Source organism: Nocardioides nanhaiensis, assembly GCF_039542785.1.
Classification (GTDB): Bacteria; Actinomycetota; Actinomycetes; order Propionibacteriales; family Nocardioidaceae; genus Nocardioides; species Nocardioides nanhaiensis.
Genome location: NZ_BAABIM010000002.1, coordinates 192,961 through 205,303 on the forward strand (window position 1 = coordinate 192,961; position 12,343 = coordinate 205,303).

11 protein-coding genes are annotated in these 12,343 nt (G+C 75.0%); 5 read left to right on the forward strand and 6 right to left on the reverse strand.

Going from position 1 to position 12,343, the window contains the following annotated elements:
• Nucleotides 1-14: 14 nt before the first annotated feature.
• Nucleotides 15-695: a membrane protein YczE gene (yczE, locus tag ABD948_RS09095; RefSeq protein ID WP_345264944.1), complete on the reverse strand. Its 681-nt coding sequence runs from the start codon at nt 693-695 to the stop codon at nt 15-17.
• A gap of 62 nt (nt 696-757) precedes the next feature.
• On the opposite strand from yczE, the gene yczR reads away from it, so the two are divergent.
• Complete coding sequence (gene yczR, locus ABD948_RS09100; protein ID WP_345264946.1) at nt 758-2,230, forward strand: MocR-like transcription factor YczR; 1,473 nt, start codon at nt 758-760, stop codon at nt 2,228-2,230.
• 402 nt (nt 2,231-2,632) lie between these two features.
• Nucleotides 2,633-4,087 (forward strand): HNH endonuclease signature motif containing protein, encoded by a 1,455-nt coding sequence (locus ABD948_RS09105; protein WP_345264948.1) that lies wholly within the window; start codon nt 2,633-2,635, stop codon nt 4,085-4,087.
• A 171-nt stretch (nt 4,088-4,258) separates the two neighbouring features.
• Here ABD948_RS09105 and serA read toward each other — a convergent pair whose 3' ends face one another.
• From serA to ABD948_RS09125, 4 genes are all read right to left on the reverse strand, one after another.
• A complete protein-coding gene (serA, locus tag ABD948_RS09110; RefSeq protein ID WP_345264950.1) occupies nt 4,259-5,848 on the reverse strand; it encodes a phosphoglycerate dehydrogenase in 1,590 nt (529 codons plus the stop codon).
• A 118-nt stretch (nt 5,849-5,966) separates the two neighbouring features.
• Entirely contained in the window at nt 5,967-6,761 is a 795-nt protein-coding gene (locus ABD948_RS09115; RefSeq protein ID WP_345264952.1) for a WXG100 family type VII secretion target, read from the reverse strand.
• Nucleotides 6,758-7,105 (reverse strand): hypothetical protein, encoded by a 348-nt coding sequence (locus ABD948_RS09120; protein ID WP_345264954.1) that lies wholly within the window; start codon nt 7,103-7,105, stop codon nt 6,758-6,760. Before ABD948_RS09120 ends, ABD948_RS09115 begins: the two co-directional genes overlap by 4 nt.
• Nucleotides 7,102-7,524 (reverse strand): hypothetical protein, encoded by a 423-nt coding sequence (locus tag ABD948_RS09125; protein ID WP_345264956.1) that lies wholly within the window; start codon nt 7,522-7,524, stop codon nt 7,102-7,104. The genes ABD948_RS09120 and ABD948_RS09125 overlap by 4 nt, the downstream gene beginning before the upstream one ends.
• Nucleotides 7,525-7,743: 219 nt before the next feature.
• Here ABD948_RS09125 and ABD948_RS09130 point away from each other — a divergent pair, with 219 nt between their 5' ends.
• A complete protein-coding gene (locus tag ABD948_RS09130) occupies nt 7,744-9,378 on the forward strand; it encodes an ABC-F family ATP-binding cassette domain-containing protein (protein WP_345264958.1) in 1,635 nt (544 codons plus the stop codon).
• Here the strand turns inward: ABD948_RS09130 and ABD948_RS09135 are convergent.
• On the reverse strand, nt 9,353-9,475 hold the full coding sequence (locus tag ABD948_RS09135; RefSeq protein WP_345264960.1) for a hypothetical protein: 123 nt from the start codon (nt 9,473-9,475) through the stop codon (nt 9,353-9,355). The genes ABD948_RS09130 and ABD948_RS09135 overlap by 26 nt on opposite strands.
• Before the next feature lie 127 nt (nt 9,476-9,602).
• Between ABD948_RS09135 and ABD948_RS09140 the strand changes: the two genes are divergently transcribed.
• The gene (locus ABD948_RS09140) at nt 9,603-10,754 is read left to right on the forward strand and encodes a P-loop NTPase family protein (protein WP_345264962.1); all 1,152 of its coding nucleotides are present in this window, start codon (nt 9,603-9,605) and stop codon (nt 10,752-10,754) included.
• Nucleotides 10,755-10,761: 7 nt separating this feature from the next.
• The gene (locus ABD948_RS09145) at nt 10,762-12,333 is read left to right on the forward strand and encodes a hypothetical protein (protein ID WP_345264964.1); all 1,572 of its coding nucleotides are present in this window, start codon (nt 10,762-10,764) and stop codon (nt 12,331-12,333) included.
• Nucleotides 12,334-12,343 lie beyond the last annotated feature (10 nt).

Sequence of the window (12,343 nt, forward strand, 5' to 3'; positions counted from 1 at the left end):
AGACGAGTTGCGCGCTACGGATCGCGGCGCTCGGGCAACCGCACCACGAACCACGGCATCATCAGCTGCGCCAGCGGCCCGATGGCGAGCGCGAAGACCACCGTCCCGACCCCGAGCACGCCACCCAGCAGCAGGCCCAGCAGGACCACGGTGACCTCGATGCCGGTGCGCACCAGGCGGATCGACCAGCCCGTGCGGCGGGCCAGGCCGGTCATCAGCCCGTCGCGGGGCCCGCGCCCCAGCTGGGCGCCGATGTAGAGCGCCGTGGCGAACCCGCAGAGCACGACCCCGCCGACCATCAGACCCACCCGTGCCGCCAGGGCGTCCGGCCGGTCGAGCAGCCAGAGGGTGGCGTCGGCGGAGAGCCCGACCAGCACGGCGTTCGCCACCGTGGCCACCCCGGGCTTCTCGCGCAGCGGCACCCAGAGCAGCAGCACCGCGAAGCTCATCACGATGACCGCCTGGCCGAGCGTGATCGGCACGTGCCGCACGATGCCGGAGTGCAGGACGTCCCAGGGCGCGAGCCCGAGATCGCCGCGCACCATCATCGCCAGGCTGGCGCCGTACAGCGCCAGGCCGACGGCGAGCACCAGCAGGCGCAGGGGCAGGCGGCCGGCCCGCAGCTGGGCGAGGGGCCCGAGGTCCAGCAGGAGGGTCGCGGCGCGGGGCGGCGTCGTGGGCGGGGCGGTGGACACGGCCCCAGTCTGCGTCGTGATTGGCCTGGTGGTGAATAGCCAATCGTGGAACAGTGGACTGCATGAGCAGTGCCACCCGGATCAGCGCCGCCCGGATCGCCGGACTCGTCGACGGCTTCGACCGCGACCCCGCCTACGCCGGCCTGGCCACGGCGCTGACCCACCTCGTCGGCGACGGCCGGATCGGGCTGGGCACGCGACTGCCCAGCGAGCGCGAGCTCACCGACGCCCTCGGCGTCTCGCGCACCACGGTCACCCGCGCCTACGCCGTCCTGCGCGAGACCGGCTACGCCGAGGCCAGGGTGGGTGCCGGCACCTTCACCCGCGTCCCGGGCGGACTCGCCCGCGCCCACGACCGCGCACTGATGCCGCGCGCCGGCGACCACGACGCCATCGACCTCAACTGCTCGGCCGCCTCGGCTCCCCCCGGCATCGCGGAGGCCTACGCGGCTGCTGCCACCGACCTCCCCGCCTACCTCGGCGGTCACGGCTACTTCCCGGCCGGACTCCCCCGGCTGCAGGCCGAGGTGGCCGCCGCCTACGAGGCACGCGGGCTGCCCACCGAGCCTGACCAGGTGCTGATCACCCCGGGCGCACTCGCGGCCACCGCCGTCGTCGCCCAGGCCTACTCGGCACCGGGCGACCGGGTGCTCGTGGAGTCGCCGGTCTACCCCAACGCCACCCTGGCGATCCGGCACACCGGCGCCCGGCTCGTGCCGGCCGCGGTGGACCCCGGCGGCTGGGACCTCGACGCCGTGGCGGCCACCGCACGCCACACCGCGCCCCGCCTGGCCTACCTGATCCCGGACTTCCAGAACCCCACCGGCCACCTGATGACCGACGACCAGCGTGCACAGCTGGCCACCGCCCTGCGCCGCACCCGCACGCGCGCCGTCGTCGACGAGGCGCACCAGGGGCTCGCCCTCGACGGACAGCAGATGCCGGCACCCTTCGCCGCCCACGCACCCGACACCGTGACCGTGGGGTCGGCCAGCAAGACCTTCTGGGGTGGCCTGCGCCTGGGCTGGATCCGCGCGCCCCGCGGTGAGGAGCAACGGATCACCGAGGCGCGCGTGGGGCTGGACCTCGGCGCGCCGGTGCTCGAGCAGCTGGTGCTGGCGCACCTGCTGGCGGCGGAGCGCGACGGCGCGGGCGCCGTCGTCGAGGCGCACCGATCGCGCCTACGAGAGCAGCGCTCTGCACTGATCGACGCCGTCCAGGAGCTGCTGCCCTCGTGGCGCTTCCACCGCCCGGGTGGCGGACTGGCGCTGTGGTGCCAGCTGCCCCCCGACGCCCCCGGTGCCGGGTCCTCCGGCACGGCGCTCGCCGACGAGGCCGAGCGACACGGTGTCATCGTCGCCCCCGGACCCACCTTCGCCGCCGAGGGCGGCCTGGACCGCTTCGTCCGCATCCCCTGGACCCGACCGCCCCACGAGCTGCGTCTGGCCGTGGAGCGCCTCGCTGCCGCCTGGGCGGTCGTCTGCTCGCGCCGCCCGGGCGCCACCCCTGCGCGTGGCCGGGTGATGGTGGCGTGAGGTGGCGTGAGGTGAGCCTGCGAACCTCACGCCGATGGTGGTCGAGCAGCGATCGCGGGTGAGGAACGAACCCGCGAAGAGCGTGTCGAGACCCGGTGACCGCCGACCGGGCACCAGCGCAGCGACGCGCGGGTGAGGAACGAACCCGCGCCGAGCGCAGCGAAGGCAGGCGCACGTCGCCACGTGGAGATCGTGGTCGAGCGCCGCCCACCCTCGCTCGAGTAGCTGGGTGGCGAGCCTTCGAGACACTCGGCGTGCTCGATCCGAGACTCCGCACCCGAGTGTCAACCTCGAACCCATGCTCAGCACCCAGAAAACTGTTACCAGCTTGTTCCTCTCGCATCGGTGCGTAACCCCCGAATCCGGGCCTTCTATGTCGGTGGCGAGTGCTTGAGTAGACCCATGACCACCACCACTCCCGACCTCGCCGCGGTGCTCGCGCGCGAGGAGCGCGAGCGCGGTGAGCGCGAGCACGCGCTACGGATGGTGCGGTCCATGCAGACGCAGCTGATGAGCGCCGAGGTCGCCAAGCTGCGGGTGATCGTGGAGTGGGCCAAGGTCAACCGCCTCGACGCCGACCACCTCGAGGGTGAGGCCGACCCCGACGCCGAGATGAGCGACGAGCAGGTCGAGGAGCTCGAGGCAGCCCTGGGCGACCAAGGGTTCTGCGACCGCTGGTTGAGTGTCGCCGGTCCCGGCGCGCCCGTCGTCAGTGAGTTCGCGGTGATGGAGCTCGCCTCCACGCTGGGTATGGGCACCGACGCCGGGCTCACCCTGGTGGGGCGGGTGCTGGAGCTGAAGTACCGCCTCCCGCGGCTCTACCAGCGGGTGGAGCAGCTCCAGCTGCCGGTGTGGAAGGCGTTCGAGCTCGCCGACCTCACCCAGCCCCTCCCCGCCGAGGCGGCCGAGCACCTGGACCGGCAGGTCGAGGCCGTGGCCGGCAAGATCGGCAAGCGCCAGATGGAGCGCCTCGTCGCCGAGACCCAGGCCCGGTTCGACCCCACCGCCGCAGCGGAGGCTGAGAAGAAGAAGCGGGAGCGGCGGTTCTTCGACATCGGCGAGTCCCGCCGCACCGAGTCCATCGCCGGAGCCCTGGAGTCGCTGGCCGGCACCGTCGAGGTGACGGGCTGCCTGGACGCCGCGGACGCCGCCGACCTGGAAGCCGCGATCCGGCACACCGCCCGCGCGCTCGGCAGGGCCGGGTGCGAGGACTCGTTGGACATCCGCCGCGCGGCCGCGGTGGGGGAGCTGGCGAGGAACCAGCTCGCCCTCGACCTCGAGACCGGCGAGATCCATGAGCCATCGGCGCCCCACGGCCGTGGCGTCGACCTCGTCGTGCACCTCTCCGACGAGGCGATCACCGCTGCCGGGTTCATGGTCGGGCGCCTGGAGAACACTCAGACCCCGGTGAGCGCGGAGGTGATCCGTGAGTGGTGCGGCTCCGCCGCCCGGATCATCGTGCGGCCCGTCATCGACCTCAACAACGCCGTCCACGTCGAGCAGTACGAGGTCCCCGACCGGATCAAGCAACGCACCCGGTGGACCGACCCCCGGTGCGTCTACCCCCGCTGCAGCCGCCCCGCCGACCGCTGCGACTGCGACCACCTCAAGCCCTACGAGCAGGGCGGTGCGACCTGCACCTGCAACCTCGCCCCACTCTGCCGACGCCACCACCGGTTCAAGACCCACGGCGCCGTCACCTACCGACGACTCGGACCGGGCGCGTACGAGTGGGAGTTCCAGACCGGGATGACCATCGTCCGCGACCACCTAGGCACCCACGAACCACAGTGGCCCAAGCCCCCACCGCCCGACGACTTCGACATCGAACCTTTCGACGACCCCGTCCTCGACTGACACGCCACCGGTGATCGAGCAGCGCGGTCCCGAGGAACGAGGGACCACGCGTACCGAGATCCCTGGCAGCCAAGCCCCTCCCGCCATCCCCCCGGTCACCGACAGCAGCACGGGTGCGGGGTCTCGAGGCTCGACCGTGACCGGCCTCGCACCTCGACCAGCCCGCGCAGGTCAGGTCAGGTCGACGGCGCGCACCCAGGTCGCGGTGGTCGCGCGATCGATCTCCTCCAGCACCTCGGGGGTGATAGCGGTGTCGACGGAGAGCGCCATCAGGGCGAGGCCGCCCTTGGCGTCGCGCGAGACCTGCATGCCGGCGATGTTGACGCCGTGCGCGCCGAGGATGCCGCCGACGGTGCCCACCATGCCCGGGAGGTCGGGGTAGCTGAGGAAGGCCAGGTGCTCGGTGGGCTCGAGGTCGACGTCGAAGCCGTTGACCTCCACCAGCCGCTCGCGCTGGTGGATGCCCACCAGCGTGCCGCTGACCGAGACTGCGGCTCCGTCGGCGAGCGTGCCGCGCAGGGTGATCAGGTTGCGGTGGTCGGCGCTCTCCTCCTCGGTGACCAGTCGGACGGCGGTGCCGCGCTCGGCGGCCAGCAGCGGCGCGTTGACGTAGGAGACCTGCTCCTCGACGACGTCGGTGAAGACGCCCTTGAGCGCCGCGAGCTCGAGCACCTTGACGTCGTGGTGGGTGATCTCGCCACGCACCTCGACGTCGATCTGGGCGGCCACCTCGCCGGCGATGCCGGTGAAGAGCCGACCCAGCTTCTCGACCAGGGGGATGCCGGGGCGGACGTCCTCGGCGATCAGCCCGCCCTGCACGTTGACGGCGTCCGGCACCAGCTCGCCCGCGAGCGCGAGTCGCACCGAGCGCGCGACGGCGAGGCCCGCCTTCTCCTGTGCCTCCTCGGTGGAGGCGCCCAGGTGGGGTGTCGCCACCACGTTGTCGAGCTCGAACAGCGGGCTGTCGGTGCAGGGCTCGCTGGCGAAGACGTCGAGCCCGGCGGCGGCGATGCGGCCGTTCTTGAGCGCGTCGTGCAGCGCGGCCTCGTCGACGATCCCGCCGCGAGCGGCGTTCACGAGCACCAGCGACGGCTTGGCCCGGGCCAGCTCCTCGGCGCCGATCAGGCCGATCGTCTCGGGGGTGCGGGGCAGGTGCACCGAGGCGAAGTCGGACTCGGCCAGCAGCACGTCGAGGTCGACAAGCCGCACACCCATCTGCGCAGCGCGCCCGGCCTGCACGTAGGGGTCGTAGGCGATGACGGTCATGCCGAAGGCCGTGAGCCGCTGCGCCACCAGCAGGCCGATCCGGCCCAGGCCGATGATCCCCACGGTCTTCTCGAACAGCTCGGTGCCGGTGAACCGGGAGCGCTGCCACTGGCCGGCGCGCAGCGCCGCGTGCGCGGGCGAGACGTGGCGGGCGGCCGCCAGCATCAGCGCGACGGCGAGCTCGGCGGCGCTGACGATGTTGGAGGTGGGCGCGTTCACCACCATGACGCCGGCCTGGGTGGCGGCCCGCACGTCGACGTTGTCGAGGCCGACGCCGGCGCGGGCCACGACGCGCAGCCGGCGCGCGGCCGCCAGCACCTCGGCGTCCACCCGGGTGGCCGAGCGCACCAGCAGCGCCGCGGCGTCGGGGACAGCGGCCAGCAGCTCGGCGCGGTCGGCGCCGTCGCAGCTGCGGATCTCGAAGTCCGGGCCGAGCGCCTCCACGGTGGCAGGACTCAGCTCCTCGGCGATCAGGACGACGGGGCGGTCGGTCACAGCAACGGTCCTCGGGGCTCGACGACGGTTCGCCCGTGGTGGGGAGACACGGGAGGAGAGCGGGGCACGACGCTGTGCGACCCGTCACCCTACCCCCGCGCAGCGCCGCGAGGCAGGCTCAGTCGTCACGTGCCATCTGCTGCTTGCCCGCACCGGTGGCACCGGCTGCCGCCCAGGCGGCGGGGTCGTCGGCCACCTCCCGGGCGAGCTGTCGGAAGGCCCCGGCCACCTCGTCGAGCATCACCGTGAGCCGGCGCACCGAGCGCAGCAGCCCCTCCACGAGGCCACGCAGCAGTGAGGCCCACCGGGCGACCTTGACGCCCGCCTCGGCCAGGACCGGCCCCGTGCCCACGCCGGACAACAGGATGGCCGCGCGCGAGACCAGGTAGGCCACGACCTCGCTGATCGCGCGGCGCACGGTCTCTCGGACGCCGGCCACCGCGACACCCGCCTGCTCGGTGGCCTCGGCGACGCCGTCGAGCCCCTGCGCACACGCCGCCAACCGCGCGCACCGGCGCTCGGTCGCGCCGCGGTAGGCCGCCAGCCAGGTGCCCTCCCACGGCGAGGAGGCAGCGGCCACCTCCTCCTGCAGTCGCTCCCCCGTGTCGCGCACCGCCCGGGCGGCGCTGCGCCAGGTCGCGGCCTGCGACTGCACCGCAGCGGGGTCGCCGGCCAGCTCGTCGAACCAGCCGGCAAGGGGCTGCACGTGGTCGAGCACCCAGCCGATGCCGGCGGCCGCGAGCTCGCCGGCCGGCTCCCGCCCGGCGGCCAGCGCCTCCAGCCCGGCGGTGGCACCCAGCAACCCGGCCTCGGCCCAGTCGCCGTCGACCATCGCCCTGCCGGTGCCGGTGAGCGTCTCGATCGCGCCGGCGCCCGAGGCTGCGTCGGCGAGCTGGTCGGCCGGCCCGCTCACGCGCGCTCCCGACGACGACCGGACGGTGGGTCCAGCTGAGCGTGCAGCTGGGCGAGGGAGGCCGCGACGTCGGTGTCCGTCGACTCCACCAGGCGACCCACCGCCCGCAGCTGCTCCGCGGCCAGCTCGACACCGCCCGCGGCGTGCCGGACCGCCGCCACGCCGGCCTCCTGGGACGAGGCGAGCCACTCGCCCAGGAAGGCGCACATGAGCCCGAAGGCGCGCCCCTCGACGGCGCTGGCCGCCGCAGGCTCCAGCCACTCCCGCGCGTGGCCGGCCAGGCCCTCCAGGGCGACCGCGTGACGCAGCAGCTCGTGCTGCACCACCGCCAGCTCGGCGCTCACCGCAGCACCGCGACGGGCCGGTCCTGCCCGACCGCCGCCACGGGCGCGGCTCCCTGCAGGGCGCGCTCGTAGGCCTCGACGACGGCGCCGGTGGTGGCCGAGGCGACGCCGAACGCCTCCGCCGTCAGCTCGGTGACCTGGTCGACCAGGCGCCCGCGCGCCACCGCGTTGGCGGCCAGCAACGCCCGGCGCAACGGCTCCTCGAGCCGCACGTCGACCAGGGCGCCGGTGTGGCCCAGCACGACGGTGACGCCCTCGTGGTGCCCGGTGACGCGCAGCCGCTCCAGCCGGGCGCGGTACTGCTCGGCCGCGGAGGCGCGGTGCCGTGCGTGCTCGACGCCCTCGTGCAGCCGCTGCAGGTGCTCCTCGTGCCGGGTGTCGTGCCGGGTGTCGTCAGGGTGCAGGTGCAGGTGGTCCATGTCGGTTCCTCTCCCTAGATCAGGTGGTGGCGACCATGCTCACCCGGACGACGAGATCGTGCGCGCGCTCATCCACAGGCCCTCGGGACGGTGGAAAACCGGTGGCACCCGGCACCGCGGTTGCCTACCGTGGTGGTCGTCCCGTCCCCGACGTCGCGAGGCATCCGTTGAAGCTCTGAGGTCCGCCGCCCCACCAGCAGCCACCTCCCTGGAGCCTCCATGCCCTCGTCCTCGTCGACCCCCGCGCGCGCCGAGTCCGCGCCCGTCCTCTCCTGCACCGGCCTGCGCTTCTCCTGGCCGGACGGCGACCCCGTCCTCGACGGCCTCGACCTCACCGTGGGGCGTGGCCGCTCCGGTCTCGTCGGCGGCAACGGGAGCGGCAAGTCCACGCTGCTGCGCCTGCTGGCCGGCCAGCTCACCCCCGCGGCCGGCGCCGTCCACGTCGTCGGTGAGGTCGGCCTGCTGCCGCAGGACCTCGCCCCCGACCCGGCGCTCGCCGTGACCGACTTCCTCGGCATCGCAGGGGTCCAGGCCGCGATCCGCGCGGTCGAGGCGGGCTCGGTGGAGCAGCGGCACTTCGACCTGATCGGCGACGACTGGGACGTCGAGGAGCGCGCCCGTGCCGAGCTGGCACGACTCGGCCTGCCCGACGACGTGCTGACCCGGCGCACCGGCGAGCTCTCCGGCGGCGAGCTGGTGCAGCTGGGTCTGGCGCGCCTGCTGCTACGACGGCCCGACGTCCTGCTGCTCGACGAGCCCACCAACAACCTCGACGCCGCGGCGCGCGGCCGGTTGCACCGCGTGGTGGAGGAGTGGAGCCGCACGCTGCTCGTCGTCAGCCACGACCGGGAGCTGCTCGAGCGCGTCGACCGGATCGGCGACCTGCGCGACGGCGCGGTGCACTGGTACGGCGGCGGCTACTCCGCCTTCGCGGAGCAGGTCGACGCCGAGCAGGCCGCCGCCACCCGAGCCGTGAGCACCGCCCGCGCCGAGCTGCGCCGTGAGCAGCAGGACCGCGTCGACGTCGACCGGGTGCTCGCCCAGCGCCGCCGGGTGGCGGACAAGGCGTATGCCTCGGCCAAGGAACCGCGAGCGGTGATGAAGCTGCGCAAGCGGTCCGCGCAGGTGTCCGGGGCGCGCTACCGGCACCTGCACGAGGAGCGTGAGCAGGCTGCGCGGGAGCGGCTCGACGCCGCCGAGCGCCGGCTGCGCGAGGACGCCGAGGTGCGCCTCGACCTGCCGGGCACGGCGGTGCCGCGCGGGCGCGAGGTGCTGCGGACCGAGGGTCTCGTGCTCCGCACCGGTCTGGCGGTGGACCTCGCGCTGCGTGGACCGGAGCGCGTGGCGGTCACCGGTCCCAACGGCTGCGGGAAGACCACGCTGCTGCGCACGCTCGTCGACGGCCTGGCCCCCGCGTCGGGTGCGGCACGGGTCCTGGTGCCGCACGGCTTCCTGCCCCAGCACCTGGGCGTGCTGGCGGCGGAGGGCGGCGTGGCCGAGCAGGTGCAGGCCCGGCAGCCCGACGCCGACCGCACGCTGGTGCGCACCCGGTTGGCCCGCTTCGGATTCCGCGGCGCGGCCGGGGACCGCCGCGTGGGCGACCTCTCGGGCGGCGAGCTGCTGCGCGCCAGCCTGGCGGCCGTGCTGCTCGCCGACCCGGCCCCTCAGCTGCTCGTGCTGGACGAGCCCACCAACAACCTCGACTTCGCCTCCTACGACGCACTGGTCTCGGCGCTCGCCGACTTCCGTGGCGCGGTCCTGGTGGTCTCCCACGACCCGGCCTTCCTGGAGGACGTGGGCGTCGAGCGTGAGCTGGACCTGGGAGCCCTCAACCCCCCAGCAGTGCCCGGGTGACGTCGTCGGCGGGGTAGCAGGCCTCGAAGGCCGGCTCCGAGAGGATCACCTCGCGAGGCGTGCCGACGACGGAGGCGGTGGAGCCGAAGGAGAGCACTGCTCCCCCCTCACCGGCAGGGGTGCCGGGATCGGCCAGGAGACGCCCGCTGCCACACCGCGAGTCATGAGAACGCGCTCATCGACGCCTCACGACCCGCTCACCGGCACCCGGGAGCGTTCGGGCCATGACGATCTTCCGTGACGCCGACACCGACCTCGGCCACTCCAACGCCCCGGCTCGCGATCGTGCGGCCACGACCCGGACCCCGATCGACCCTCAGCGGCTGCGCCGGGTCAAGAAGTCGTACACGACCCGGTACACCGCCGCCTCGCTCGAGGCCTCCCCGTCGGGCCACCACCTGCTGGCCGGCACCGAGGTGACACCCCGCGAGGGGGACCTGGTGGTGGCGCGGGTGACCGAGATCGGCAAGCACACCCGTCTGGAGGGTCCGGGCTCGCGGCGCCAGCTGCTGTTCCCCGGCGACGAGGTGCTGCTGGCCTACGGCCACCGCTACGCCCCCGACCAGTTCCTCGCCGAGGTGCCGGCCGACCTGGGCCGGTGCCACCTGGTGGCGGCGGGCGGCCTGGCCGGCACCGTCACGGCCATGCACGCCTCGATCGACGAGCCCACCGCCATCGAGCCCCTCGGGCTGCTCGCCGACGAGGCCGGTGTCGTTCGGCTCGAGCGGCACGCCCCCCTCGCCGTGACTCCGCAGACCTGGGCGCGGAGCGCGCCGGGCCCACGCGCCGACGGCCCCCTGGTGGTGGCCGTCCTCGGCACCTCCATGAACTCGGGCAAGTCGACGACGCTCGCGTGCCTGGTCAACGGTCTCACCGCCGCGGGCCTGGTGGTCTCGGCGGGCAAGGCGACGGGCACCGGTGCCGGCAACGACGCCCACCTGTTCCGGGACGCCGGCGCCACCCGGGTGCTGGACTTCACCGACTTCGGCCTGCCCAGCACCTTCCGCCTGGACGCCGAGCAGGTGCTGGACGTCTTCGGCTCGCTGGTGGCCGCGCTGGCCGAGGACGGTCCCGACGTCGTGGTCGTCGAGATCGCCGACGGCGTCTACCAGGGCGAGACCTCGCGGCTGCTGGCCGACCCGGCCTTCGGGTCGCGCATCGACCACGTGGTCTTCGCGGCCCAGGACGCCCTGGGTGCCGCCGCCGGCGTCACCGAGCTGCGCCGCCACGGGCTGCCCGTGGCCGGCGTCTCGGGCGTGCTGACGGCGAGCCCGCTCGCCGCCGCCGAGGCACGGGCCGCGCTCGACGTCGAGGTCACGGACACCTACGAGCTGTGCCGCCCCGCGGTCGCCACCGCGCTGGTGCCCCGCGGCTGAGGGCTCGATGCAGACCCGACTCCCACCCCTGCTGCGCGGTGCCCGCCGCCCGGTGATGCGTCGCCTCGTCACGGCGGCCGTCACCCGCTCGGCCCTCGCCGTGGGTACGGCGCTCCTCGTGGGCGCGCTGGTGTCCGCCCAGCCTGGTCGCACCGCGCTGCTGGCCGGTGCCCTCGCGGCAGCGGTGGCCGGCACCGCCGTGGCGGTCTGCTGCGAGCGGGTGCTCGCCGAGCGACTGGGTCAGCTCTACGTGCACGAGTTGCGCAGCGGTCTGGTGGCCGGCGCGCTCGGCGAGGAGTCCGGACCCTCCTTCGGCATCACGATCGCCCGCACCACCAACGACCTCACCGCCGTGCGCACCTGGGTGGCCCAGGGCATCGCCCCGCTGGTGGCCGCCGTGCCGCTCGGGCTGGGGGCGCTGCTCGGGCTCGCGCTCCTGCACCCGCTGCTGGCCCTGGCAGCGGCCCTGCCGCTGCTGGTGCTCGCGGCGGTGCTGGCGCTGGCGGCTCCCCACGCCTACGCGCGGGCCCGACGGCTCCGGCGCGTGCGCGGCAGGCTGGCCGCCCGGATGACCGACACGCTGCACGCGCGCGAGGGCATCGCCGCCGCCGGCGGCACCGAGCGCGAGCAGAGGCGGCTCGAGGAGGGCAGCCTCGAGGTCGTCGAGGCCGCCGTCGCCCGCGCGCGCACCGCCGGGCTGCTGCAGGGCACCGCGCTGGCCACCGCCGCCGCGGTGGCCGTGCTCGTGGCGGCCGCCGCACGCACGACGGGGCTCGGGGCGGGCGCCGTCGCCTCGGCGCTCACGATCGCCGGCGTGCTGGGTGCTGCGCTCTCCGAGACGGGGCGCCTGGTGGAGTACCGCCAGAACTTCCGCGCCGCCGAGCGCATCCTCGCGCCCCGGCTCGTCCCCGCCGCCGCAGGTCGCCCGGAACGCGCGGGGCGCACCGGGCGCACCGGTGCACGGCAGGTGCCGGCGGGCCGTGGCCTCGTGCGCGTCAGCGGTCTCGACGACGCCGGCAGCGTGCTGGTGGCCCGCGCCGGGGACCGGATCCACCTGCACTCCCCGGACGCCTCCCGCGCCTCGGCCGCGCTGCGCCGGCTGGCCACCCACCCCGAGCGGCTGCACGCCGTCGTCGAGGGGCACGACCTGGCCCGCGTGGCGCCGCGCGAGCGCCGACGACTCGTGGGGCTGGCGGCACCCGGCGTGCCGCTGGAGCGCGGCACGGTGGCGCGCGCCGTCCGCTACCGCCGCCCCGACCTGCCGGGCGCGGCCGCCCGGGCCGCCGTCGACCGGGTGGGGCTCGCCGACGCCGTGGCGACCCTCGACCGGGGGGAGCGCACCGAGCTGCGGCGCGGTGGTGCGCCGCTCACCCCGGCCCAGGTGGCGCTGCTCCAGGTCGCGCGCGCCAGCCTGGGCGAGCCCCCGCTGCTGCTGCTCGACCACGTGGACGCCGCCCTCGACGACGACGGGCGCGCCCGCCTGCGCGCCCTGGTGGACCACTACCCCGGGGTCGTGGTGCTGGCCTCCGAGCACCCCGCGCGCGTCTGCACGACCGCGCGGACCCTCACGCTGCACTGAGACCCGGCCT